The organism is Polaromonas aquatica, from assembly GCF_042659145.1.
Taxonomy (GTDB): Bacteria; Pseudomonadota; Gammaproteobacteria; order Burkholderiales; family Burkholderiaceae_C; genus Polaromonas; species Polaromonas aquatica.
Genome location: NZ_JBHSRS010000070.1, coordinates 1 through 25,504 on the forward strand (window position 1 = coordinate 1; position 25,504 = coordinate 25,504).

At 58.3% G+C, this 25,504-nt stretch carries 20 protein-coding genes and 2 tRNA genes; 20 read left to right on the forward strand and 2 right to left on the reverse strand.

The window, feature by feature from the left end; all coding sequences use genetic code 11:
* The 19 genes from ACFQND_RS13060 to ACFQND_RS13150 all read left to right on the forward strand — a co-directional run.
* Positions 1-83 (forward strand): EF-Tu C-terminal domain-related protein (locus ACFQND_RS13060; RefSeq protein ID WP_449301354.1); only part of this gene is annotated, 83 nt, incomplete at its 5' end.
* Between the two features lie 8 nt (positions 84-91).
* A tRNA-Trp gene (locus ACFQND_RS13065) sits at positions 92-167 on the forward strand.
* A gap of 175 nt (positions 168-342) precedes the next feature.
* The gene (secE, locus tag ACFQND_RS13070) at positions 343-726 is read left to right on the forward strand and encodes a preprotein translocase subunit SecE (RefSeq protein ID WP_371436753.1); all 384 of its coding nucleotides are present in this window, start codon (positions 343-345) and stop codon (positions 724-726) included.
* A gap of 68 nt (positions 727-794) precedes the next feature.
* The gene (gene nusG, locus ACFQND_RS13075; RefSeq protein WP_371436754.1) at positions 795-1,322 is read left to right on the forward strand and encodes a transcription termination/antitermination protein NusG; all 528 of its coding nucleotides are present in this window, start codon (positions 795-797) and stop codon (positions 1,320-1,322) included.
* Positions 1,323-1,458: 136 nt separating this feature from the next.
* Entirely contained in the window at positions 1,459-1,893 is a 435-nt protein-coding gene (rplK, locus tag ACFQND_RS13080; protein ID WP_188708843.1) for a 50S ribosomal protein L11, read from the forward strand.
* A complete protein-coding gene (gene rplA / locus ACFQND_RS13085) occupies positions 1,890-2,585 on the forward strand; it encodes a 50S ribosomal protein L1 (protein WP_371436752.1) in 696 nt (231 codons plus the stop codon). The genes rplK and rplA overlap by 4 nt, the downstream gene beginning before the upstream one ends.
* A gap of 259 nt (positions 2,586-2,844) precedes the next feature.
* Entirely contained in the window at positions 2,845-3,378 is a 534-nt protein-coding gene (rplJ, locus tag ACFQND_RS13090; protein ID WP_371436751.1) for a 50S ribosomal protein L10, read from the forward strand.
* A 29-nt stretch (positions 3,379-3,407) separates the two neighbouring features.
* Positions 3,408-3,782 (forward strand): 50S ribosomal protein L7/L12, encoded by a 375-nt coding sequence (rplL, locus tag ACFQND_RS13095; protein ID WP_371436750.1) that lies wholly within the window; start codon positions 3,408-3,410, stop codon positions 3,780-3,782.
* Between the two features lie 257 nt (positions 3,783-4,039).
* A complete protein-coding gene (gene rpoB, locus ACFQND_RS13100) occupies positions 4,040-8,164 on the forward strand; it encodes a DNA-directed RNA polymerase subunit beta (RefSeq protein WP_377413797.1) in 4,125 nt (1,374 codons plus the stop codon).
* A gap of 26 nt (positions 8,165-8,190) precedes the next feature.
* Positions 8,191-12,405 carry a DNA-directed RNA polymerase subunit beta' gene (gene rpoC / locus ACFQND_RS13105; protein ID WP_371435899.1) on the forward strand — a complete coding sequence of 1,405 codons (4,215 nt, stop codon included), beginning with the start codon at positions 8,191-8,193 and terminating at the stop codon, positions 12,403-12,405.
* 400 nt (positions 12,406-12,805) lie between these two features.
* Complete coding sequence (locus tag ACFQND_RS13110; protein ID WP_371435898.1) at positions 12,806-13,399, forward strand: LemA family protein; 594 nt, start codon at positions 12,806-12,808, stop codon at positions 13,397-13,399.
* A 35-nt stretch (positions 13,400-13,434) separates the two neighbouring features.
* Positions 13,435-14,439 (forward strand): M48 family metalloprotease, encoded by a 1,005-nt coding sequence (locus tag ACFQND_RS13115; protein ID WP_371435897.1) that lies wholly within the window; start codon positions 13,435-13,437, stop codon positions 14,437-14,439.
* Between the two features lie 156 nt (positions 14,440-14,595).
* The gene (locus tag ACFQND_RS13120; protein WP_371435896.1) at positions 14,596-14,919 is read left to right on the forward strand and encodes a c-type cytochrome; all 324 of its coding nucleotides are present in this window, start codon (positions 14,596-14,598) and stop codon (positions 14,917-14,919) included.
* A 22-nt stretch (positions 14,920-14,941) separates the two neighbouring features.
* Complete coding sequence (locus ACFQND_RS13125) at positions 14,942-16,234, forward strand: FCSD flavin-binding domain-containing protein (protein WP_371435895.1); 1,293 nt, start codon at positions 14,942-14,944, stop codon at positions 16,232-16,234.
* A 136-nt stretch (positions 16,235-16,370) separates the two neighbouring features.
* Positions 16,371-17,708 carry a 16S rRNA (cytosine(967)-C(5))-methyltransferase RsmB gene (rsmB, locus tag ACFQND_RS13130; RefSeq protein WP_371435894.1) on the forward strand — a complete coding sequence of 446 codons (1,338 nt, stop codon included), beginning with the start codon at positions 16,371-16,373 and terminating at the stop codon, positions 17,706-17,708.
* Positions 17,689-18,369 (forward strand): DUF4390 domain-containing protein, encoded by a 681-nt coding sequence (locus ACFQND_RS13135; RefSeq protein WP_371435893.1) that lies wholly within the window; start codon positions 17,689-17,691, stop codon positions 18,367-18,369. Before rsmB ends, ACFQND_RS13135 begins: the two co-directional genes overlap by 20 nt.
* Positions 18,366-20,648 carry a sensor histidine kinase gene (locus ACFQND_RS13140; RefSeq protein ID WP_371435892.1) on the forward strand — a complete coding sequence of 761 codons (2,283 nt, stop codon included), beginning with the start codon at positions 18,366-18,368 and terminating at the stop codon, positions 20,646-20,648. Before ACFQND_RS13135 ends, ACFQND_RS13140 begins: the two co-directional genes overlap by 4 nt.
* A 39-nt stretch (positions 20,649-20,687) precedes the next feature.
* Positions 20,688-21,362 carry a response regulator gene (locus ACFQND_RS13145; protein ID WP_371435891.1) on the forward strand — a complete coding sequence of 225 codons (675 nt, stop codon included), beginning with the start codon at positions 20,688-20,690 and terminating at the stop codon, positions 21,360-21,362.
* A 66-nt stretch (positions 21,363-21,428) separates the two neighbouring features.
* Positions 21,429-21,504: transfer RNA gene (locus tag ACFQND_RS13150), tRNA-Phe, on the forward strand.
* A 98-nt stretch (positions 21,505-21,602) separates the two neighbouring features.
* Here the strand turns inward: ACFQND_RS13150 and ACFQND_RS13155 are convergent.
* Together ACFQND_RS13155 and ACFQND_RS13160 are read right to left on the reverse strand one after the other, a co-directional pair.
* Positions 21,603-22,766, reverse strand: a complete 1,164-nt coding sequence (locus tag ACFQND_RS13155; protein WP_371435890.1) for a hypothetical protein — start codon at positions 22,764-22,766, stop codon at positions 21,603-21,605.
* A 42-nt stretch (positions 22,767-22,808) separates the two neighbouring features.
* Complete coding sequence (locus ACFQND_RS13160; RefSeq protein ID WP_371435889.1) at positions 22,809-23,492, reverse strand: tyrosine-type recombinase/integrase; 684 nt, start codon at positions 23,490-23,492, stop codon at positions 22,809-22,811.
* A gap of 1,300 nt (positions 23,493-24,792) precedes the next feature.
* Between ACFQND_RS13160 and ACFQND_RS13165 the strand changes: the two genes are divergently transcribed.
* Positions 24,793-25,504, forward strand: a 712-nt coding sequence (locus tag ACFQND_RS13165) for a DUF7933 domain-containing protein (RefSeq protein WP_377413805.1), incomplete at its 3' end; no start/stop codon positions are given.

The window sequence follows — 25,504 nt, forward strand, 5'->3', positions numbered from 1 at the left end:
CCATGGAAGAAGGCCTGCGCTTCGCCATCCGCGAAGGCGGCAAGACCGTTGGCGCCGGCGTCGTGGCCAAGATCATTGCGTAAAAGCCTATAGGGGTATAGCTCAATTGGCAGAGCGTCGGTCTCCAAAACCGAAGGTTGTAGGTTCGATTCCTACTGCCCCTGCCACCCGGCTACTGAGGTGCGTCGCTGGCGCTTCAGTGGTACAGGTGGTTTGAAAAGATAAAAAAGCAGGCCCGCTCGGAGTCAAAAACTCCAGGTGGGCCAAAGCGTTTAAGGAAGCCGTCTCGGGAAAGCATTTTCCGGGGCGGCTGGTAAAGATTAAACAGGAAATCCGGCAACTATGGCCTCTTCTCAAGTTGAAACCGTGAGCACCAACGCTGACAAGGCCAAGCTGGGCCTGGCTGTTGTGTTGGTGCTGGCTTCGCTGGTGGGTTTTTACCTGCTGGCCAAGCAGGGCCCGGTTGCCCAGTGGGGTGCCCTGATTGTGGGCCTGGTGGCTGCGGTGGTCGTATTTGTGTCGTCGGAGCTCGGCAAGCAGTTCCTGGCTTTTGGGCGTGATTCCTGGCGTGAGGTCAAAAAAGTTGTCTGGCCGACTCGCAAGGAAGCCATACAGATGACCGCCTACGTTTTTGCCTTTGTCGTGGTGATGGCCTTGTTCTTGTGGTTGACAGACAAGACGCTCGAATGGGTGTTTTACGACTTGATCCTGGGATGGAAAAGATAATGAGCGACCTCAACGGCACAGTAGTCAGCGAAGTGGCGGCGGGTACGTCCCTCACGCCGACCCCCGGCATGCAGTGGTATGTCGTCCATGCCTATTCCGGCATGGAAAAGGCGGTTGAGCGCAATATTGTCGAGCGCATCAACCGCGCTGGCATGCAGGCCAAATTTGGCCGTTTCCTGGTTCCCACCGAAGAAGTGGTAGAAATCAAGAACGGCCAGAAGAAAACGACGGAGCGTCGTTTCTTTCCGGGCTATGTGCTGGTCGAGATGGTGATGGATGACGAAACCTGGCACCTGGTGAAGCACACCAACAAGGTCACCGGTTTTGTTGGCGGCGCCAAGAACCGACCGGCCCCGATTTCCGAGGAAGACGTCCAGAAAATCGTCAGCCAGATGCAGGTCGGTACCGAGAAGCCGCGCCACAAGGTTGAGTTTGAAGCGGGTGAATACGTCCGCGTCAAGGACGGCCCGTTTACGGACTTCAACGGCACGGTCGAAGAAGTCAACTACGACAAGAACAAGGTTCGCGTGTCGGTCACAATTTTTGGCCGCGCAACACCGGTTGAGCTGGAATTCAGCCAGATCGAGAAAACTTAAGTTTCTTTAAGAGATTCGCGCCTTGCAACTCGGCGCGGATGGTTCTCCGGAGCCATGATTGAGTTGTGTAACCCCCGGGGAGCCCGGACCTGCCTTTTTGCAGTGTTCAGGCGTTATGACCCGCAAGGAGAAAAGTATGGCGAAAAAAATCGTCGGCTTTATCAAGCTGCAAGTGCCAGCTGGTAAGGCTAATCCATCCCCCCCGATCGGCCCGGCTTTGGGTCAGCGCGGCTTGAACATCATGGAATTCTGCAAGGCATTCAATGCCCAGACCCAGGGTGTTGAGCCGGGCCTGCCACTGCCTGTGGTGATCACGGCATTTGCCGACAAGAGTTTCACCTTCGTCATCAAGACGCCTCCCGCAGGCGTCCTGATCAAAAAAGCCATCAAGCTCGACAAGGGTTCTGCCACGCCGCACACGGTGAAGGTTGGCAAGATCTCGCGCGCGCAGCTTGAAGAAATCGCGAAGACCAAAATGAAAGACATGACGGCTGCTGATCTCGACGCTGCAGTTCGCACGATTGCTGGTACGGCCCGTTCCATGGGCGTGTCGGTGGAGGGCGTTGTATGAGCAAGCTGAGCAAACGCCAAAAAGCCCTCGTGGGCAAAATCGACAGCAACAAGCTGTACCCCCTCGCTGATGCGCTGGGCCTCGTCAAGGAACATGCGATTGCCAAGTTCGACGAGTCCATCGACGTCGCCGTCCAGCTCGGTGTGGATGCCAAGAAATCCGACCAGGTCGTTCGCGGCGCGGTCGTGATGCCCAACGGCACCGGTAAGACCAAGCGTGTGGCCGTGTTTGCCCAGGGCGCCAAGGCTGAAGAAGCCAAGGCGGCCGGTGCCGACATCGTCGGCATGGACGATCTGGCTGCCGATATCAAGGCTGGCAAGATGGACTTCGACGTCGTGATCGCATCTCCCGATGCCATGCGTATCGTCGGTACCCTCGGTCAGGTGCTCGGCCCCCGCGGCCTGATGCCTAACCCGAAGGTTGGTACCGTCACGCCGGATGTCGCCCAGGCTGTGCGCAACGCAAAAGCTGGCCAGGTCCAGTTCCGCGTTGACAAGGCCGGCATTATCCATGGCACGATTGGCCGCCGCTCGTTCGACACGGACAAGCTGCAGGGCAATCTGGCTGCACTGATCGATGCCCTGCAAAAAGCCAAGCCGGCTTCGAGCAAAGGCGTGTATTTGAAGAAGGTTGCGGTTTCGTCAACGATGGGTGTGGGCGTTCGCGTCGACACGCAAACCATCGCAGCGTAATCGCAAAAATCTGGATGGCCTGCAAGGGCTGTCCGATGTGGTGGGCCGCCGGGGTGAACACTTCGGCGGGTCATCCAGGACCGTTGGCGCGGCAGGCCTGAAACCCGCCGCTTAATCGAAAGACAGCCAACGCAGATGGCGGTCCCGCTGCTTGAATGGTTTTGAAAAGAATCTGAAAACAGTTGGTCGCTGAATATGAGCGTGCTGGATGCTTGCCGCGAAAGCGGTAGTCAGAAAGCACATTTTTAAGGAGTAGACCTTGAGTCTCAATCGCAGTGAGAAACAAGCCGTCATTGATGAAGTGACCGGCCTCGCCGCTAAAGCTCAAACGCTCGTGATGGCGGAATACCGTGGCATCACGGTCGCTGACATGACCAAGCTGCGCAGCCAAGCCCGCGACAAAGGCGTGACCCTGAGTGTTCTGAAGAACACCCTGGCTCGCCGTGCCGTGGCAGGTAGCGCATTTGAAGTCGTGGCCGACCAGATGACCGGACCGCTGATCTACGGCTTTTCCATTGATGCTGTTGCCGCCGCCAAGGTGGTTGCCGACTTCGCAAAAACCAACGACAAGCTGGTGATTCGCGCAGGCGCAATGGCAGGAAAAGTCCTGGACGTGAACAGCGTGAAGCAACTGGCCAACATCCCTTCCAAGGAAGTGTTGCTGGCCCAGGTGTGTGGCTTGCTGATGTCGCCTATGTCGCGTACGGCCGTTGTGCTGGGCGCGCTGGCGGCGAAAAAAGGTGGCGGCGACGCCCCTGCAGCAGAAGCAGCACCCGAAGCCGTAGCGGCTTAACTTGACCCCAACTTTTTTAGGAAATCAAAATGGCATTCGATAAAGACGCATTTTTGACCGCGCTGGACAGCATGACGGTCTTGGAACTCAACGACCTGGTGAAAGCCATCGAAGAGAAATTTGGCGTGAGCGCTGCAGCCATGGCTGCTCCTGCTGCTGCTGGCGGCGGCGCTGCTGCTGCTGCTGAAGAGAAGACCGACTTCAACGTCGTGCTGCTCGAAGCAGGCGCGAACAAAGTGTCCGTGATCAAGGCAGTTCGCGAAATCACCGGCCTGGGCCTCAAAGAAGCCAAGGACCTGGTTGACGGCGCTCCGAAGAACGTCAAGGAAGGCGCTCCAAAGGCCGACGCAGAAGCCGCCAAGAAAAAGCTCGAAGAAGCCGGCGCGAAAGTCGAACTCAAGTAATTGCTTGTGTTTGCGAAGGCTGGAAGACCTTAAAAGGGCTTCCAGCCTTTTGTGCTTCAAAGAGCACACTGAAAAGAAGATCGGATCTATCCTTTTTTCAGTGTTTTCTGACCCTCGACTGCAGAAAATGCCTTGGTTCGGGTGATGTGCAATGCATCACCGTCCGCCATGGTTGGTAGCGGCCAACCACCAAGCCCGCCTGAATACGTGGTGTATTCGGGCACAGAGTCGCCAGAGCCCATCAACGCGGAGAACTCATGGCCCCAACTTCAACATACAGTTATACCGAACGCAAACGCATCCGCAAAAGCTTCGGCAACCGCGAAAGCGTGTTGACTGTCCCCTACCTGCTGCAAATGCAGAAGGACGCGTACACCGCGTTCCTGCAAGCCGACCGTGCACCTCAAAAGCGCACCGTGGAAGGCCTGCAGGCAGCGTTTGAAAACGCTTTCCCCATCGTCTCGCACAATGGTTTTGTCGAGATGAAATTCATCGAATACAACCTGGCAAAACCCGCGTTCGATGTGCGCGAATGCCAGACCCGCGGCCTGACGTTCGCGTCGGCCGTGCGTGCCAAAGTGCAATTGATCATCTATGACCGCGAGTCATCGACGTCGCAATCCAAGGTCGTGAAAGAGGTCAAGGAGCAGGAAGTCTATATGGGCGAAGTTCCGCTCATGACCGACAAGGGCTCTTTTGTGATCAACGGCACCGAGCGCGTGATCGTGTCCCAGCTGCACCGTTCGCCCGGCGTGTTCTTTGAGCACGACAAGGGCAAGACCCACAGCTCGGGCAAACTGCTGTTCTCGGCCCGCATCATTCCTTACCGCGGTTCATGGCTCGATTTCGAGTTCGACCCGAAAGACATTCTGTACTTCCGTGTTGACCGCCGCCGCAAGATGCCGGTCACCATCCTGCTCAAGGCCATCGGCCTGAACCAGGAATCCATCCTCGCGAACTTCTTTGTGTTCGACAACTTCCGCCTGATGGACAGCGGTGCGCAGATGGAATTCGTCGCCGAGCGCATGCGCGGTGAAGTGGCGCGTTTTGACATCACCGACAAGGCCGGCAAGGTCGTTGTCGCCAAGGACAAACGCATCACCGTTCGCCATACCCGCGAACTGGAACAAAGCGGCACCACCACCATCAGCGTGCCTGAAGACTTCCTGATCGGCCGTGTGGTCGCCAAGAACATCGTTGATGCCGAAACCGGCGAAATCATCGCCAAGGCCAATGATGAGCTGAGCGAAGTGCTGCTGAAGAAGCTGCGCGTTGCCGGCGTGCAGGACCTGCAGGTTCTGTACACCAATGAACTCGACCAGGGTTCCTACATTTCGCAGACCCTGCGTTCCGATGAAACGGCTGATGAGTTTGCCGCACGTGTCGCGATCTACCGCATGATGCGCCCCGGCGAGCCGCCTACGGAAGATGCAGTCCAGGCCCTGTTCCAGCGCCTGTTCTACAACCCGGACACCTACGACCTGTCCAAGGTCGGCCGCATGAAGTTCAACGCCCGCGTGGGCCGCGACTCTTCCACCGGCCCCATGGTCATGACCAACGAGGACATCCTCGCGGTCGTGAAGATCCTGGTGGACCTGCGTAACGGCAACGGCGAAGTCGATGACATTGACCACCTCGGCAACCGCCGTGTGCGTTGTGTCGGCGAACTCGCCGAGAACCAGTACCGTACCGGTCTGGCACGTATCGAAAAGGCTGTGAAAGAGCGTCTCGGCCAGGCCGAGCAAGAGCCGCTGATGCCGCATGACCTGATCAACAGCAAGCCTATCTCGGCCGCGTTGAAAGAGTTCTTCGGCGCCTCGCAGCTGTCGCAGTTCATGGACCAGACCAATCCGCTGGCCGAGATCACCCACAAGCGCCGTGTTTCGGCCCTTGGCCCCGGTGGTTTGACCCGCGAACGTGCAGGTTTTGAAGTGCGTGACGTGCACGTGACCCATTACGGCCGCGTCTGCCCGATTGAAACGCCTGAAGGCCCGAACATCGGCCTGATCAATTCGCTGGCCCTGTATGCCCGCCTCAACGAATACGGTTTCATTGAAACGCCGTACCGTCGCGTCGTGGACGGCAAGATCACCGACCAGATCGATTACCTGTCCGCCATCGAAGAAGGCAAGTACGTCATCGCCCAGGCCAATGCGGCCCTGGACGACGCCGGCACGCTGACCGGCGACCTGGTCTCTGCCCGTGAAAACGGCGAGTCCGTGCTGGTTAGCGCCGAGCGTGTGCAGTACATGGACGTGTCGCCTGCGCAGATCGTCTCTGTGGCCGCCTCGCTGGTGCCATTCCTCGAGCACGATGATGCCAACCGCGCATTGATGGGTGCCAACATGTCACGTCAGGCTGTGCCTGTGCTGCGTCCGGAAAAGCCGCTCGTCGGCACCGGTATCGAGCGCGTTGCGGCAGTTGACTCCGGCACGGTGGTCACGGCCAACCGCGGCGGTATCGTCGACTATGTCGATGCAACCCGCATTGTGGTGCGTGTGAATGATGCAGAAGCCCTGGCCGGTGAAGTCGGCGTGGACATCTACAACCTGATCAAGTACCAGCGTTCCAACCAGAACACCAACATCCACCAGCGCCCCATCGTCAAGATCGGCGACAAGCTGGCCAAGGGTGATGTGATTGCCGACGGCGCATCGACCGACCTGGGCGAAATCGCCATTGGCCAGAACATGCTGATCGGTTTCATGCCCTGGAACGGCTACAACTTCGAGGATTCGATCCTGATTTCCGAGCGTGTGGTGGCCGAAGACCGCTACACCTCGATTCACATCGAAGAACTTGTTGTGATGGCCCGCGACACCAAGCTGGGTTCCGAAGAAATCACGCGCGACATTCCCAACCTGTCAGAGCACCAGCTCAACCGCCTTGACGAATCCGGCATTATTTATGTCGGTGCTGAAGTCCAGCCGGGCGATACGCTGGTCGGCAAGGTCACGCCAAAGGGCGAGACCACGCTGACGCCTGAAGAAAAGCTGCTGCGCGCCATCTTCGGCGAAAAAGCCAGCGATGTGAAAGACACCTCGCTGCGCGTGAGCCAGGGTTCGCAGGGTACGGTCATCGACGTGCAGGTCTTCACCCGTGAAGGCATCGTGCGCGACAAGCGTGCCCAACAGATCATTGACGACGAGCTCAAACGTTTCCGCCTGGACCTGAACGACCAGTTGCGCATCGTTGAAGCCGACGCGTTTGACCGTATTGAAAAGCTGCTCAACGGCAAGATCGCCAATGGCGGCCCGAAAAAACTGGCCAAGGGTACCAAGATCGACAAGGCCTACCTGGCCGACGTCGAGAAGTACCACTGGTTCGACATCCGTCCTGCGGATGACGAAGTGGCTTCGCAGCTCGAAAGCATCAAGAACTCGATGGAGCAGACGCGCCACAGTTTCGACCTGGCTTTCGAGGAAAAGCGCAAGAAGCTCACGCAGGGCGACGAGCTGCCAGCCGGCGTGCTGAAGATGGTCAAGGTTTACCTGGCCGTCAAGCGCCGCCTGCAACCTGGCGACAAGATGGCCGGCCGCCACGGCAACAAGGGTGTGGTGTCCAAGATCGTCCCGGTCGAAGACATGCCGCACATGGCCGACGGTACGCCGTGCGACATCGTGCTGAACCCGCTGGGCGTGCCTTCCCGCATGAACGTGGGTCAGGTGCTTGAAGTGCATTTGGGCTGGGCCGCCAAGGGCCTGGGCCAGCGTATCGGCAACATGCTGCAAGCAGAGGCCAAGGTGGCGGAAGTTCGCGCATTGCTGGACACCGTGTACAACAAGTCCGGTCGTTCGGAAGACCTGGGCAAATTGTCTGATGCCGAAGTGATCGAAATGGCGGGCAATCTCTCCGCCGGTGTTCCGTTTGCAACCCCCGTGTTTGACGGCGCATCGGAAGCCGAGATCATGGCGATGCTGCAACTGGCTTACCCTGACGACCTGGCCAAGGCCAAGGGCCTTACCGCAACCCGCACCCAGGCGCAGCTGTACGACGGCCGCACGGGTGACGCGTTTGAGCGCACGACGACCGTGGGCTACATGCACTTCCTGAAACTTCACCACCTGGTGGACGACAAGATGCACGCACGTTCAACCGGCCCGTACTCGCTGGTCACGCAGCAGCCGCTGGGCGGCAAGGCGCAGTTCGGTGGACAGCGTTTCGGCGAGATGGAGGTCTGGGCGCTGGAAGCCTACGGTGCCGCCTATACGCTGCAGGAAATGCTCACCGTCAAGTCCGACGACGTGCAAGGCCGTACCAAGGTGTACGAAAGCATCGTCAAGGGCGAGCACGCGATCACGGCGGGCATGCCCGAGTCGTTCAACGTGCTGGTCAAGGAAATTCGTTCGCTCGGTATCGACATCGAACTCGAACGCAGCTAATCGCAGGAAAGAAAAGGATTTAACTCATGAAATCATTACTCGACCTGTTCAAGCAATTCACGCCGGATGAGCATTTCGATGCCATCAAGATCGGCATGGCCTCGCCCGAGAAGATCCGTTCATGGTCTTTCGGCGAAGTCAAAAAGCCTGAAACCATCAACTACCGCACCTTCAAGCCCGAGCGCGATGGTCTTTTTTGCGCCAAGATTTTTGGCCCCATCAAGGACTACGAATGCCTGTGCGGCAAGTACAAGCGCCTCAAGCATCGCGGTGTCATCTGCGAGAAGTGCGGCGTTGAAGTCACGCAGACCAAGGTTCGCCGCGAGCGCATGGGTCACATCGACCTGGCGGCACCGTGCGCGCACATCTGGTTCCTGAAGTCGCTGCCGTCGCGCCTGGGCCTGGTGCTCGACATGACCCTGCGCGACATCGAACGCGTGTTGTACTTTGAAGCATACGTGGTGACGGATCCCGGCATGACCCCGCTGAAGAAATTCAGCATCATGTCGGAAGACGACTATGACGCCAAGCGCAAGGAATACGGTGACGAGTACGTCGCCAAGATGGGTGCCGAAGGCATCAAGGACCTGCTCGAAGGCCTGGATCTCGATATCGAGATCGACAAGCTGCGCAATGACCTGACCGGTTCCGAAATCAAGATCAAGAAAAACGCCAAGCGTTTGAAATTGATGGAAGCGTTCAAGAAGTCCGGCATCAAGCCCGAGTGGATGGTGCTGGACGTGTTGCCTGTGCTGCCGCCGGACCTGCGTCCGCTGGTGCCGCTGGACGGTGGTCGTTTTGCGACCTCCGACCTGAATGACCTGTATCGCCGTGTCATCAACCGCAACAGCCGCCTGCGCCGTTTGCTGGAGCTGAAAGCGCCTGAAATCATTGCCCGCAATGAAAAGCGCATGCTGCAGGAAGCAGTCGATTCGCTGCTCGACAACGGCCGCCGTGGCAAAGCCATGACGGGCGCCAACAAGCGCGCGCTGAAATCGCTGGCCGACATGATCAAGGGCAAGTCCGGTCGTTTCCGCCAGAACTTGCTGGGCAAACGCGTCGATTACTCCGGTCGTTCCGTGATTACCGTGGGCCCTACGCTCAAGCTGCACCAGTGCGGTTTGCCAAAGCTGATGGCGCTGGAACTGTTCAAGCCTTTCATCTTCTCGCGCCTCGAAGCCATGGGCATCGCGACCACCATCAAGGCGGCCAAGAAGGAAGTTGAATCCGGCACGCCAGTGGTGTGGGACATCCTGGAAGAGGTCATCAAGGAACACCCCGTGATGCTGAACCGTGCGCCTACGCTGCACCGTCTCGGTATCCAGGCTTTTGAGCCCATCCTGATCGAAGGCAAGGCCATCCAGCTGCACCCGCTCGTTTGCTCGGCCTTTAACGCCGACTTTGACGGTGACCAGATGGCTGTCCACGTACCGCTGTCTGTGGAAGCGCAGATGGAAGCCCGCACGCTGATGCTGGCTTCGAACAACATTCTGTTCCCTGCCAACGGCGAGCCTTCTATTGTTCCTTCACAGGACGTTGTGCTGGGCCTGTACTACACCACCCGTGACCGTACCAACGGCAAGGGCGAAGGCCTGGTGTTTGCCGACACAGGTGAAGTCCGCCGCGCTTTTGACGCGGGCGAGCTCGATTTGAACGCCCGCATCAGCGTGCGCCTGACCGAGTGGACCAAGAACAAGGAAACCGGCGAATTCGAGCCATCGACCAAGCTGTGGGAAACCACGGGCGGCCGTGCGCTGTTGTCGGAAATCCTGCCCAAGGGCCTGCCTTTCTCCAACATCAACAAGGCGTTGAAGAAGAAGGAAATCTCCAAGCTCATCAACGTGTCTTTCCGCAAGTGCGGATTGAAGGAGACCGTGGTGTTTGCCGACAAGCTGCTGCAGTCGGGTTTCCGCCTGGCGACCAAGGCCGGTATCTCCATCTGTATCGACGACATGCTGGTGCCCAAGGAAAAGGGCGCCATCATTGCGCGTGCACAAAAGGAAGTCAAAGAGATCGAGCAGCAGTATGTCTCGGGTCTGGTGACCTCCGGCGAGCGTTACAACAAGGTGGTTGATATCTGGGGCAAGTCCGGCGACGAGGTGTCCAAGGTCATGATGGCCCAGCTCTCCAAAGAGCGGGTCATGGACCGCAATGGCAAGGAAGTCGAGCAGGAATCCTTCAACTCCATCTACATGATGGCCGACTCCGGCGCCCGCGGTTCCGCCGCACAGATTCGCCAGGTGGCCGGTATGCGCGGTTTGATGGCCAAGCCTGACGGCTCCATCATCGAAACGCCGATTACCGCCAACTTCCGCGAAGGCCTGAACGTGCTGGAGTACTTCATCTCCACCCACGGTGCCCGTAAGGGTCTGGCCGACACGGCGCTGAAAACCGCCAACTCCGGTTACCTGACACGCCGTTTGTGCGACGTGGTGCAGGATCTGGTGGTCACGCAGGACGACTGCGGCACGCAGGAAGGCTCGCTCATGCGCGCCATCGTCGAGGGTGGTGAGGTCATCGAATCGCTGCGCGACCGTATCCTCGGCCGTACGGCAGTGGAAGACGTCCTGCACCCCGAAAACCGCTCGGTGCTGGCCAAAGCCGGCGTGATGCTGGACGAAGACCTGATCGAGGAACTTGAAGCCGCCGGTGTCGACGAAGTGAAAGTGCGTACCGCACTGACCTGCGAAACCCGTTTCGGCCTGTGCGCCAAGTGCTACGGCCGCGATCTGGGCCGTGGTGGCCTGATCAACATCGGTGAAGCAGTCGGTATCATCGCCGCCCAGTCGATCGGCGAACCCGGCACGCAGCTGACCATGCGTACCTTCCACATCGGTGGTGCCGCATCGCGCGCTGCGATTGCTTCCAGCGTCGAAGCCAAGTCCAACGGCGTGATCGGCTTCAACGCACCTATGCGTTATGTGACCAACAGCAAAGGCGAGCTGGTCGTGATTGCCCGTTCCGGCGAGATCGTCATCCATGACGAGCACGGCCGCGAGCGCGAGCGCCACAAGGTGCCGTACGGTGCCACGTTGACCGTCAAGGCTGACCAGACCATCAAGGCTGGCGCCATCCTGGCCAACTGGGACCCGCTGACCCGCCCCATCATTACCGAATTCGCCGGCAAGGTGCTGTTCGAAAATGTGGAAGAAGGCGTGACCGTTGCCAAGCAGCTCGACGAAGTGACTGGTCTGTCCACCCTGGTGGTGATCGATCCGAAACGCCGCGGCGCCACCAAGGTGATCCGTCCGCAGGTCAAGCTGATCGACGCGACCGGCAACGAAGTCAAGATCCCCGGCACCGATCACTCGGTGACGATTGGCTTCCAGATCGGTGCGCTGGTCCAGGTGCGTGACGGCCAGGACGTGGGCCCCGGCGAAGTGCTGGCCCGTATCCCTATCGAAGGCCAGAAGACCCGTGACATTACCGGCGGTCTGCCGCGTGTTGCCGAGCTGTTCGAAGCGCGTACGCCGAAAGACAAGGGCACACTGGCAGAAATGACCGGTACCGTGTCGTTTGGTAAAGAGACCAAGGGCAAGGTTCGCCTGCAGATCACCGATCCTGAAGGCAAGGTTTGGGAAGACCTCGTGCCAAAAGAGAAGAACATTCTCGTGCACGAAGGCCAGGTGGTGAACAAGGGCGAATCGATTGTGGACGGCCCGGCCGACCCGCAAGACATCCTGCGCCTGCTGGGCATGGAAGAGCTGGCCCGCTACATCGTCGACGAAGTCCAGGACGTTTACCGTCTGCAGGGCGTGAAGATCAACGACAAGCACATCGAAGTGATTGTTCGCCAGATGCTGCGTCGTGTGGTCGTCGAAAACGTTGGTGACTCCAGCTACATCGCTGGCGAGCAGGTCGAGCGTTCAGCCATGCTGGACAACAACGACGCGCTGCGTTCGGAAAACAAGATCCCGGCGACCTTCAGCAACCTGCTGCTTGGTATCACCAAGGCATCGCTGTCGACCGACTCGTTCATCTCTGCGGCTTCCTTCCAGGAAACCACCCGCGTGCTCACCGAGGCTGCCATCATGGGCAAGCGCGACGAGTTGCGTGGCCTGAAAGAGAACGTGATCGTCGGCCGCCTGATCCCTGCCGGTACCGGTATGGCTTACCACGAGGCACGCAAAGCCAAGGACCTGATGGACGACGCCGAGCGCCGTGCCATCGCCGAAGCGGAAGCCGCCGAACTAGAGGCCGTGCCTGCCGGTGATGCCGGCGAGAACGCAGCCTCCGAGTAAGCTGACCCAGCCATGGCCTGAAGCTACCTGATAACTTCAGGCCCGCAACGCCCCGCTCCCTTGAACAAGGTGCGGGGCGTTTTTACGTGGGCTGTGCGTTTATATCGTGGCGGGGTGGTGGGGCCTTGTCCGCAGGCCGTTTGACGCATTGGATGCCTGATTTTGGGCTCAGGAGCGGATTTTTGGAAGAGAAAGTGCCTCTGGCCGCCGTCCTGCACGCGCAGACAGCTATCAAAAATATAGCGTTTGGATTTCCTGTCCGCTGGTACTGGTGGTCTTGCAGGCCCGCCGAAAAAGCAGTTAAGCTCTCGCGGCAGTCTGCCGGGTAGCCGCTGCAATGATTGATGCCGCGAGGGCCGTGATGCACCCGCCGTTTATTTCCCGCTTCAAGGAGTCCCGTATGTCACTTCAAACGCTGACCTGGATCGTGCTGCTGGCCGTGACCATTTTTTGGGCCGTGGGCGCTTATAACCGCCTGGTGCGCCTTAAAAATGTCATTGCGAACGCATTTGGCCAGATCGATGTGCAGCTCAAGCGCCGCTACGACCTGATCCCCAACCTCGTGGAAGCCGCAAAAAAATACCTGCAGCATGAGCGCGACACGCTGGAGGCCGTGATGACGGCCCGCAACCAGGCCCGTACAGCCAGCGACGCCGTGCGCAGCCGTCCAGCCAATGCGCAGGCGGTGACCACGCTTGCCGCCGCTGAGCAGGAGCTGGATGGCAGCCTGGGGCGCCTGTTTGCCGTTGCCGAGGCCTATCCCGAACTCAAGGCCGACCAGACCATCCGCGAGCTCAGCGAAGAGCTCACGAGTACCGAAAACAAGGTCACTTTCGCACGCCAGGCCTACAACGACGCTGTGCTGGACTACAACAATGCGCAGGGCCAGTTTCCTGCGCTGTTGCTCGCCAGGCTGTTTGGCTTCGCGCCGTCTGCGATGTTGCGCTCTACCGAAAGTGCGGTTGAGCGACAGGCTGTACGCATACAGTTGTAGTCCTTTATCGGGACTGAAACGAATCATTGGCCGGCATGAGGTTTTTCGAGCAACAGGAACAGGCCCGCGGCCAAACCACGCGCCTGTTGGTGCTGTTTGCGCTGACCGTGTTCGGGTTGGTGCTTGCTGTCAACCTGGCGCTGGCCCTGACCTGGCGTGTCATGTCTTTTGGGGGCGGTGGCTACCCGGCGTACTTCTTCACGGTCAATACCGTGATGACGCTGGTCTTTGTGCTGGGCGGCTGGTGGCTGGAGACCTCGGTGCTGGAGGGCGGCGGGGAAAAGCTGGCCCGCCGTGTGGGCGCGCGCGAGACATGGCCGGGCAGCCGGGCGTCCGAGCAGAAATTTTGCAACATCGTCAGCGAGCTGGCCATTGCGGCCAGCATGAAACCCCCATGTGCCATGGTGCTGGACCGGGTCGACAGCATCAATGCCTTTGCCTGCGGCTGGGACGAGGATGACGCCGTGGTTGCGGTGACCAGGGGCGCGCTTGATGGGCTGACGCGTGACGAATTGCAGGGGTTGGTGGCGCATGAATTCAGCCACATCCGTGAGGGGGACACCCGGCTGAACATGCGGCTGGCGGGCATGGTGTTCGGGCTGGAAATGATTTTCAACCTTGGCAAGCGCATGTGCGAGGCCGATGACGACGGACACCGTTCCGTATTGGCCTTGCCCGGTTTCGCGATCAAGGTCACAGGGTCCCTAGGCTGGCTGGCCGGGCGCGCATTGAGGGCTGCGGTGTCACGCCAGCGCGAGTTTCTGGCGGATGCGCGCGCCGTACAGTTCACGCGCAGCAAGGACGGTTTGGGCGGCGTACTGCGCAAGGTGGCCAGCCAGCAGGCCTATGGGGCTCCGGCGCGGCCCATGCACCCGTCTGTGCAGCATATGCTGCTCGTCAATACCGGCGCCGCGAACGGGTGGTTTGACACGCACCCGTCCCTGGCAGAGCGCATCCGGCGCATTTATGGCCGGTCCATGCCTGCCTTGCCTGCAGGGCAGGATGATGCGCCGGCAACCCGACCCGATGCGATTTTCTGAACAGGGCCGTTTGCCAGCCATGAGATGGCACTAAGCATATAGGTAATGATTGGAAGGGCGGCGCTCGAAGGCCCCGCGAAGTACTGGATACTCCCTATAGGGTGCGATGGACACCGCGTTAAATTGTCATTGGGTTGAAAACGTCAGGAGAAAGCCATGAAAATGAAAGTCATCAAGAACCTCGCCATGCCATTGCTCTGCCTCGCGCTGGGTTCATTCGCGCAGGCGCAGGACAAGGACGCCTTGTATGTCAGAAGCCTGGCGGCCACCTGCGCCAATTGCCACGGCACCGACGGCCGGGCAGTGCAGGGCACAAGCGTGACTTCGCTCGCGGGGCTGGATAAAAATTACTTCGTGGCCCAGATGACGGCCTTCAAGACCGGCACCCGTCCCGCAACGGTGATGCATCAGATCAGCAAAGGTTTCAACGATGCGCAGATCGCGTCGCTTGCGGGCTATTTTGCCGCCCAGAAGAAATAAAGCAGCCCAAGGAAAGAACACCATGAAACAGTCCCTTTTCCAACGCCGCTCCTTCCTGCAATCGACTGCCGCCTTGGGGCTGCTGGGCCTGGCTGGTTGTGCCAGCACGGCCGGCATTCCCGCCAAGGCCAAAGTGGTGGTCATTGGCGGTGGTTACGGCGGCGCGACAGCCGCCAAATATGTGCGCCTGCTGTCGGACTACAAAATCGACGTTGTGCTGATAGAGCCGGAGCAGGCATTCATTTCGTGCCCGATCTCCAACCTGGTGCTCAGTGGCGGCAAGCAGATTGGCGACATCACGACGTCTTATGCCGGCTTGTCCAGAAACCACGGCGTCACGGTCGTCAGGGACTACGCCAGCGCCATCGATACGGCGAAGAAAACCGTCACGCTCGCAGGCGGCGCCACCATTGCTTACGACAAGCTGGTAGTCGCGCCTGGCGTGGAGTTGATGTTTGGCAGCATCGAAGGCCTGAAGGCGGCCAATGACGCCGGCCAGGTCCTCCAGGCATGGAAGGCCGGCGCAGAGACCGTGGCGTTGCGCCGGCAGCTCGAAGCCATGCCTGACGGCGGCGTTTATGCCATCACCATTCCCGAGGCACCTTACCGTTGCCCGCCCGGCCCGTATGAACGTGCGTCCGTCATCGCCGGTTATTTCAAGGCTGCCAAGCCGCGCAGCAAAGTGCTGATCCTCGATGCCAACCCGGACGTCACCTCCAAAGGGCCGCTCTTCAAGAAGTTCTGGGCCGAGCAGTACAAGGGCATCATCGAATACCGCAACCAGCACAAGGCCACGGCGGTTGATGCCAAGGCCGGCATTATCAAATTTGATGTGCAGGACGACGTCAAGGCCAACGTGTTGAATGTGCTGCCTTCCATGCGTGCCGGCACGATTGCCGTGCAGGCTGGCCTGAACAACCAGGCCAACAACCACTGGTGCGGCGTCAATTACCTGACGTTTGAATCCACGGCCGCCAAAGATGTGCATGTGCTGGGCGACTCCATCCAGGTGGCTCCGGCCATGCCCAAGAGCGGGCATATGGCCAACAACCACGGCAAGGTGGCGGCAGCGGCCATCGTGGCGCAGCTGTCGGGCTGGGATGTGAACCCGGCGCCCATGCTGACAAACACCTGCTACAGCTTTGTGGATGGCAAAAACGTCATCCACGTGGCCAGTGTGCACGAGTATGTGGCAGCAGAAAAGACCTTCAAGGCCGTGGCGGGCTCGGGTGGCGTCAGTGCCGGTCCGACGGAACTTGAAGGCTCCTATGCCTTGAGCTGGGCGAGCAATATCTGGGCTGACACGCTGATCTGATGGCCCCCACAGTCGCTTACTGCGTGTAGCTCCTTGGCCCCCCAAGGGGGCCGCCCGCCTGCGGCCTGGCAAAGCCAGTTCCGCGGCTGGTCTAATACGGACTGGCCGCTCTTTCCGGGCGGTATCCATGAGACCCATGCAAGATCACCCGACACCCATTCCCCTCTGGCGCCAGTTGCAGGGAGCTGCTTCTTTATTGATGGCCGTTCGCGACGGCCAGTCCATGACCGCCGCGCTGGAAGATGTCGATGGCGCGCTGCGTCCCGGCGTCCAGTCGCTGGGCTTTCACACGCTGCGTTGGCTGGGCCGCGCCGAGGCCTTGCGCCAGCAACTGGCCAAACGCCCGCCACCACCGGAAGCCGACGCGCTGCTGTGTGTGGTCCTGGCCCTTATCTGGCGAGAGCAGGATGCGCACTACACCTCGCACACATTGGTTGACCAGGCCGTTGAAGCGGCCAAGCGCAGTGAAGCTACGCGTCATCAAGCCAGCTTTATCAACGGCTGCCTGCGCCGCTTCCTGCGCGAGCGCGACGAGTTGGTGGCGCTGACTGAAAAAAATCCGCAGGCTGTCTGGAACCATCCGCAGTGGTGGATAGACCGGGTGCGTAAAGATCATCCGGAGCACTGGCAGGCGATTTTGCATGCCAACAACAAGCGGGCGCCGTTGATCCTGCGTGTTAATGCACAAAAAACGACTCAGGCCCAATATATACAGGCGCTGGCAGCTATCAATATTGAAGCATCTCCGGTCGCAAGCCAGGGTGTGATCCTGGCCAGCGCCCAGTCGGTGCCGTCGCTGCCAGGGTTTGCCGAGGGGCATTTCTCGGTGCAGGACGCTGCGGCCCAACTGGCGGCCCCTTTGTTGCTGGAGGGCTTGATGCCGCACCGTGCGCAAGGCCATCGACTGAAAATCCTCGACGCCTGCGCTGCACCCGGGGGCAAAACCGCACACCTGCTGGAGCTGGTGGATGGCGACGTGACGGCACTGGATATAGATGGCCGGCGCTGCGAGCGTATTGCCCAGAATTTAAAGCGCCTGGATCTGCAGGCCCGGATTGTGGTGGCCGATGCGGGCGAGCCCGGGACATGGTGGGATGGCGAGCTTTACGACGGTATTTTGCTGGATGCGCCGTGTACGGCCTCGGGCATAGTCCGGCGCCACCCGGATGTGCGCTGGCTACGCCGGCCGGGCGATATCGCCCAGCTTGCCGCCATCCAGGCGCAATTGCTCAATACGCTTTGGCCCCTGCTCAAACCTGGCGGGCGCTTGTTGTACTGTACCTGCTCGGTTTTCAGGGCTGAAGGCGATACCCAGATACAAACGTTTGTTGCAAACCACAAAGATGCACATTTAATGCCCTCGCCAGGCCATTTACTTCCCCAAAGTGGCGTTGCAGGCCCGGTCTTCCCGGACAATTTACTGCGTGAGCACGACGGTTTCTATTACGCCCTCCTTGAAAAGCACAACGCCTGATTCCGTGGTGCGGCGCCTTTTCGCCCTGTGGCTGTGTTTTTTTCTGGTGTATGGCGGCCAAAAGGCTGTTGCGGCGGAGCTTGAGCAGTTGAAGGTGGAGCGTGCCGATGACGGTATTTACCTGTCAGCCATTGTCGAGTTTGAGCTTCCTCCGGTGGTTGAAGACGCCCTGATGAAGGGTATTCCCATGTTTTTCGTGGTAGAAGCGGACATATACCAAAACCGCTGGTACTGGACCGACAAACGCGTTGCCAGCGCCACGCGGACCATACGCCTTGCATTTCAGCCCTTGACCCGCCGCTGGCGTGTCAACATCGTGACTGGCTTGATCAACAACTCAGCGGGCCTGAGGGCCACGCTGAACCAGAACTACGACACCTTGCCCGAGGCCTTGTCTGCAGTGCAGCGCCTGTCGCGCTGGAGAATTGCCGACAACGCCGAGGTCGATCCCGATGTCGTGCACAGGCTCGACTTCAGTTTCCGCCTGGATCTTTCGCAATTGCCCCGGCCTTTCCAGATCGGCGTCGCAGGACAAAAAGACTGGACCATTGTTGTCCAGGTGAGTGAGCGCATGCAGATTGGGGCTGTCAAGCCTGTTGCGGCAGCGAACGACAAGCCGAAGTTAACGGCAATACCGCCAACAAAAGAGGCTGACAGGTGAGCCTGAAGGGCAACGTCTCATCCATCAGGAACAGCCTGGCTTTCCGGTGGACCGTAGGGGTTGGGGCCGGTGCCATGGTGGCCCTGGGGCTGGTGCTGATGTTCCTGCTCACACAGGCAACTGGCAACCGCGAGCTCTACGAGCGCAACTACGACCGCTTGCTGGTGCTCAACATCGTGGTTGCGGTGCTTTTGGTGCTGGTGATTGGCTGGATAGGTGCACGCCTGCTGCTGCGCCTGCGCGCCGGGCGTTTTGGCAGCCGTTTGCTGGTCAAGCTTGCTGCGATCTTTGCATTGGTCGGCCTGATGCCCGGACTGATGATTTACGTGGTGTCTTACCAGTTTGTGTCACGCTCCATCGAAAGCTGGTTCGATGTGAAGGTGGAAGGGGCGCTGGACGCCGGCCTGAACCTGGGGCGCGCCACACTCGATGCCATGGCCCTGGACCTGGCCAATAAGACCCGGCAGGCCGCCACGCAAGTGTCAGAAACGCCGGATGCAATTGCAGGATTGACGCTGGAGCGTTTGCGCGACCAGCTTTCCGCCCGGGATATTGTGCTGTGGAGCGCGTCGGGCCAGGTGATTGCGAGTGTGGGCGAGTCGCGTTTCACGATCAACCCCGAGCGGCCTGCGGCGCAGCAGTTTCGAACAGCCCGGGCACAGCGTGTGGTGACGCAGATTGAGGGGCTGGACGAACTGGTGCTGACCGGTACTGGCGAACTTGCCAGCGCAATGCCCTCGACCGGCCCGCCTGTCAGCGCACGCATCAAGGCCATCGCAGTCGTCAACAACCCCAATGTCGGCCTGTTGGGAGAAGCGCGTTTTTTGCAGGTGACACAGGGCCTTCCCGCGCCGCTGGTGGCCAATGCCATCGCGGTTCAGGAGGCGAACCGGGAATACCAGGAGCGTGCGCTGGCCCGTGGTGGCCTGCGCAAAATGTATATAGGCACACTTACGCTCAGCCTGTTTCTGGCTGTGTTCGGTGCCGTGCTGCTGGCCGTGGTGCTGGGCAACCAGCTCGCCAAACCCTTGCTGCTGCTGGCTGAGGGCGTGCGACAGGTGGCGCTCGGTGACCTGACACCCAAGGCGGCGCTGGAGGGCAAGGACGAACTTGGCGGCCTGACCCGTTCCTTTGCCGACATGACGCAGCAGCTTAGCGATGCCCGCTCCGCCGTGCAGCAGAGCATGAGCCAGGTCGACGCGGCGCGAGCCAACCTGCAAACCATTCTCGACAACCTCACTGCTGGCGTCATCGTGCTGGATGTGCGGGGTTACATACAGTCCAGCAATCCGGGAGCGACCCGCATTCTGCGCGCGCCGCTGGCTGCGTACCATGGCAAGTCGCTTGGTGAAGTTCCCGGCCTGGAGGTGTTTGCCAAGGAGGTGGGGGCCCAGTTTGCCGACTTTTTGGGCGATGTGAATGCTCCCCATGGGCTTGAGCAATGGCAGCAGTCGTTTGAGTTGAATACGGCCACGCCCGGAGCGCCCGACAACGCCATCACCCTGATTGCGCGAGGCGCCAAAATGCCCGGCACAGAAGAATTTTTGCTGGTATTTGACGACGTTTCTGAAATGGTGTCAGCCCAGCGTGCACAGGCCTGGGGTGAGGTCGCGCGCAGGCTGGCACACGAAATCAAAAACCCGCTCACGCCGATTCAATTGTCTGCAGAGCGTCTCGAGATGAAGCTCGCAGGAAAGCTGGATGAGCCCGGGCAGGTGCTGCTCACGAAATCCGTCAAAACCATTGTGGACCAGGTCGACGCGATGAAACGGCTCGTCAATGAATTTCGTGACTATGCCCGCTTGCCGGCGGCCGAGCTCAAGCCGGTTGACCTCAATGCGCTGATTAGTGATGTGATGCAGCTTTACGCCAGCGAAAATGCTGTCGTGCCTGTCCGTACCGAGCTGGACCCTGATGCACCTCCAATCCATGGTGATGCACAGCAATTGCGCCAGGTCATCCACAACCTGTTGCAAAACGCCCAGGATGCCCAGGAGGGCAAGCCAGATGGCCTGGTGACGCTAAAAACCGATTATTCCGGGACCTCAGGGCGTGTGCGCCTGAGTGTGCGCGACAACGGGAGCGGGTTTCCTGAGCACATCCTCAAACGGGCTTTTGAGCCCTATGTCACCACCAAGGTCAAGGGAACGGGCCTGGGGCTGGCAGTGGTCAAGAAAATCGCTGACGAACACGGCGCACGTGTCGATATTTCCAACCGCGTGGTAGATGGTGTCGTGCAAGGGGCTCAAGTATCGTTATCATTTGCAGTTGTGGTTTAACAACCATTCGGTAACAACTGGCAGGACAGCAATTCAATCATGGCAAATATTCTGGTGGTCGATGACGAATTGGGCATACGCGACCTTCTCTCGGAAATTCTCAATGATGAGGGGCACCAGGTAGAGCTGGCTGAAAACGCGGCGCAAGCGCGCGCTGCCCGTGGCCGTACAAAACCGGACCTGGTCCTGCTGGATATCTGGATGCCGGATACAGACGGTGTCACCTTGCTCAAAGAATGGTCCTCCAGCGGTTTGCTGACCATGCCGGTCATCATGATGAGTGGTCATGCGACGATAGACACTGCGGTAGAAGCTACCAAAATTGGTGCCATGGCCTTTCTTGAAAAGCCGATTACCCTGCAGAAGCTGCTTAAGGCTGTGGAGCAAGGGCTGACAAAATCGGCTGGCCGCAAGACAGGATTGCCTGGTGCTGTTGTCAGCCCGTCTGATCTGACGGTGGAAGCTGCGATGACCGGCGGCACCCTGCCGGTTGCGGTCGAGATCGGTCCACAGGCTACGCAGAGTTTCCTGCTCGAAAAGCCTTTGCGAGATGCAAGGGACGAATTTGAAAAGGCATATTTCGAGTTTCACCTCGCGAAAGAGGGGGGCTCGATGACCCGTGTAGCGGAAAAGACCGGTTTGGAACGCACCCACCTGTATCGCAAACTGAAACAATTGGGCGTGGATCTCACGCGCGGCAAGCGTGGCGCCTGATGTTTGAGGCTTTGTGTAGCATCCAGTCCATAAACTGCTTTCTGGCTGATATATAATCATAGGCTTGGCCCGGTAGCTCAGTCGGTAGAGCAGAGGATTGAAAATCCTTGTGTCGGTGGTTCGATTCCGCCCCAGGCCACCAGTCTTTTAGCGCCCCAGCGCCCTTTTCGGGTTCTGGGGCGTTTCTACAATTTAGGCTGAATTTCTACAATTCGCCGAGCACGTCGCGCAGGTTGGGGCTTAGACCCCAAAATCTTCCCTGATTTGTTGACGCACTTCCGAGCAAACAGGCGCAGGCCGATCTTTAGCAATTTCCGCCTCGAGGAGACCGATTGCCTTGTTCTGCTGCCCGGTGTAGAGCAGCGCCACGGCGTGGGATGCTTGATATCGGTCCATGATGTGCGGGTTCTCTTTCTCTAGGAGAACTATGTTGCCCAGTCCAAAACAGAACAATGCGTCGTCAAAGTTTTCTTCCTTGAGAAAAGACTGACCCACAATTCCGCATTCAACTGGATTGATGTAAGTGGAATCGAACCCATGTCCGAATCGTTTCATGGTATTCAGAACCCAGTGGGTTGGGGTGGACGCTCGCAAGAGATCCGCACGCCGAAAGCCCGAGGAATCGGCGGGAAAAATGACTCCAAATCCTGCCTGCAGTAAGTAAAACCCTATCTCGTTGCCCCGTCCGCCTCTGCCTTTGTCATCGCTGAAGTCGAATGAATAGCCACCCGCTTGAACAGTTCCAAATTCCATCGCGTGCGAACCTCCATTCGCAGTGACGGGGTGAAACATGGACGAGCCCATGTAATTTATGTACCGAAATTCCCCTCGGTCTGTGCAAAGAGGGACTATCACACCACCTACGGAGGGAACATCCGGGTCATTCACAACCGCTTTTAGTGCGTCGAAAATCCGGATGTAAGGGTCGCCTTCATCAATTGGTTCGGGAATCCGCAAGACTTGCAGGTGAGCTGCGTGGATCGCGTTTTCTTGAGCTGACGTCGAGTCTGGTCCGCCGTGGTATGCCAGCTGAAACTTGTCGTATGCCAGTGCGTCTCCAATAAATCCCGCGGCGGCTGAAGTCACGACCCCCTTTTTTATAAAGGTGATTTCATTCCCTCCCACTTCCGCTATCAGCAGGTCAAGATTGGCGAGGTGCGTCGGATTCTGCAGGGCAACTTCGATAACTTGATGTCCATAGTCACAAGAAAGAAATTCGGCGCAAAGAAGTTCAAAACTCGATGAATCACCCGCAAACGCAACCGCTAGATGATCATTGACGCGGTATTGTTTTAGACACCCCTCAATGAACGCATTCGAATTCAGATGGGTCTGATAGCTCAGTGCCGTATCCCCGAGGATGAGAATTTTTTCGCCGATAACTCGCGCCACAATTAAAGTCATTTGCCTTCACCTAAATTGCAGTTGTTTGAATCGCCCGCTTTTCTAACGCAATGGCTTCACACGGTCCCCAACACGCGACTTTACGTAATGTTCGGTCATCTCTCGGTTTTTGTGCCCCAAGAGGGTCTGTGAGTGCGCCAAATCGCCTGTATCGGTCGCGGCCTTGGCCCGAATATCCCGAAACTGAAAATTCACCTTGGCCAGTGTCCGCGCTTTGTCAAAGCGAGACCGCAGCGCAAATTGAGTCAGAGGCTGTCCGTTTTCGTCCTGAATTAGCCAGGCGCTGATGGCCTGACGTGGACGCTCGACAATTCTGGCGATGACGGCCGCCAGCTCGCCGGTGACTTCTATGCCAAGGCGCTGGCCTGTCTTGTTCTGGACGATCCAAAGCGCACCGTCACGAATATCCGTTCTTTTCAGCTTGAGCACGTCGGCTGGCCGCTGGCCGGTGAGCAGTGCTAAATCCATGGCGTCGATCACGGTGAAATGGGCTTGAGCTTTCACCTGGTCAAATTCCGCGTCGGTGATGTACCTAGAGCGCCCAACCTCCTTGAAACCCTTGACCCCTTGGCATGGGTTCTGGAGGGCCGTATAACCCCATTCCCGGGCTTTGTTGAAGATGTGGGAGAGCAGGGCCTTCTCCCGGTTTGCACGCACCTTGGCGGCTTGGCCGCGAATGTCCATGTATTCCCGGACATGCATGGGCGCGATGGCGTCGATAGGCATATGTGCGCAAGGCGGAGATGAGCGGCTGTCGATAGCTCTTTCTTGGCGTCACAAAGGACGCGAAGAAGGTTTTGCTGTGCGAAGCAGTTTTCGAGATTAGCTCTCTCGCGGTATCTTCAGGGTGCCGAGTCTTTCAACTGCACACGGTGCTCAGGCACGACACGTGTTTTTGCCGCTCCCCATCGAAAACTACAAGCATTTCGAGCCGTCATCCCTTTTGGGCTTCTCGCCCACCTCATTGGGTGGATCTCCTTCAAGGCGCGCCGCCGTTTTCGCGATGTTGCCATCTTGATTCTCAGCTAGGTGACCAGCTTCTCGGTGCTTGATCTGACCTGCCTTGTCTGCTTGGGCTCACTCTTGTCTGATCACGGGTACTGCCTTGCTGTGTTACGAGCAAGGCTTGTGCACGGGGCAATCGCGCTGATGAACATCTGATCTCGCAGTGCTCAAGGCCTTATGGCATGTCACGTCTATCACCCTTGATTCGCCCTGCTTTCGAACTAGCAAGATAGGGCCTGTGGGGGGGGCACTCCATAACCGGGTCAGATTTTGATGGAGTTCAAACGTCGTTGCCGACTCGTTTTGGAATATTGGCCTTGGCGGTTTGGGGTCGAACTTGCTTGGCACTGGGATGGTCTTGCTACCCGGCCGGATAGCACTTGACGGGCGATCCGGCGGCTCAAGATCAGCCGGACATCCTGCGTAGCTCCGCAGTGATAAGCAAGAAGCCTAGCCCATGAGCTTACCTGGCGTAAGCGGCTATGGGTTGGGTTAGGCGCGACGCCTTTGCTTGCGCCTGTCTTATTGGAGCGCCTTAGCAATTTGAGTTGCGCTCCTTCAAGTTACTTGTGTGAAAGATGCGTGCTGCATCGCATAGATGTAACAAGTGGCATCTTTTTTGTGATCGATTTTTGTGTGAACGAGAAAAAATAAGTGAGAACTTAAGCTCTATTTGACGGGCAGGTAAATCTTGAGAAGGGGCTGGAACGGGTTGGGACTTTTCGTGAGTTAACATTAAGTAACATGGGTGTGATGCATTTCATGAAGTGCTAGGGGTATTTGGATTTATTTTTCGTGATTGAAAAAAATCATATAAATCATTGAGTTGTGGTGATTTGTTGTTGGCCAACTTTATGTAGATGTGATTTTCTGCGACGTAAATGTGATTTTTTTGTTCTAAAGGTGACTTTTTGAGGAGATTTGTAGAAATGATTTGTTACATAAATTGCGCATCCCGGTAAACTTCGAAGCAGGCTTGGTGTGCGTGCCATGGGGTTGATGAACAGTTTTAAGGTGATTTTTGGATTTTTTGAAGGTTTATAGCCTTTCAATACTACGGTTACGAATTGTTTTTCGGGTCTGCCGCGCGCTGGGACTCGCGGCGATTCCGTTTCTGCTTCTCTTTCACCTTGCAATTACCCAGGCGCAAACTCAGGTTAGCAACGTCGCATCCATCGCTCCGCCGGCAAGCGTTGCTAATACCAATGCCTCAGCCTCGTGCACGGTAGCGGGTGTTTGCTCTGCCTCTGATACAGATGTGGTGTCCCCATCCCGGCCCACAGTCTCCAAGAGTTTTTCTGTCAGCAGCATCAATGCTGGTGGGACGGCCTTGCTGACAATTACCGTTACCAATACACATGCGTTGGTATCTGCAACCATTTCTGCGCTGTTTACCGACGCTTATCCTGCGAACCTGCTTAATGCGACATCCATAGCACAAACCAGTTGTGTCTCTGGTGTTGCTAATGCTACGGCGGGGCAGGGGACATTGACGTTGTCTGCGGGCACACTGATCCCGCCGGGGGCAAGCTGTTCGCTGACAACTGTTGTGACGAGCTCGGTTGCCGGGACAATCACCAACACAATCCCTCCGGGTTCGCTGACTACCTCGGTCGGGAGCAATGCCGTTACTGCAACTGCGGTTCTTGGGGTGAGCGCCAGCGCGGACCTGCAGGTGACCAAGGTGGCGTCCAGCGCCAACGGCACGGCAGGCTCGACGATCAGCTACACGG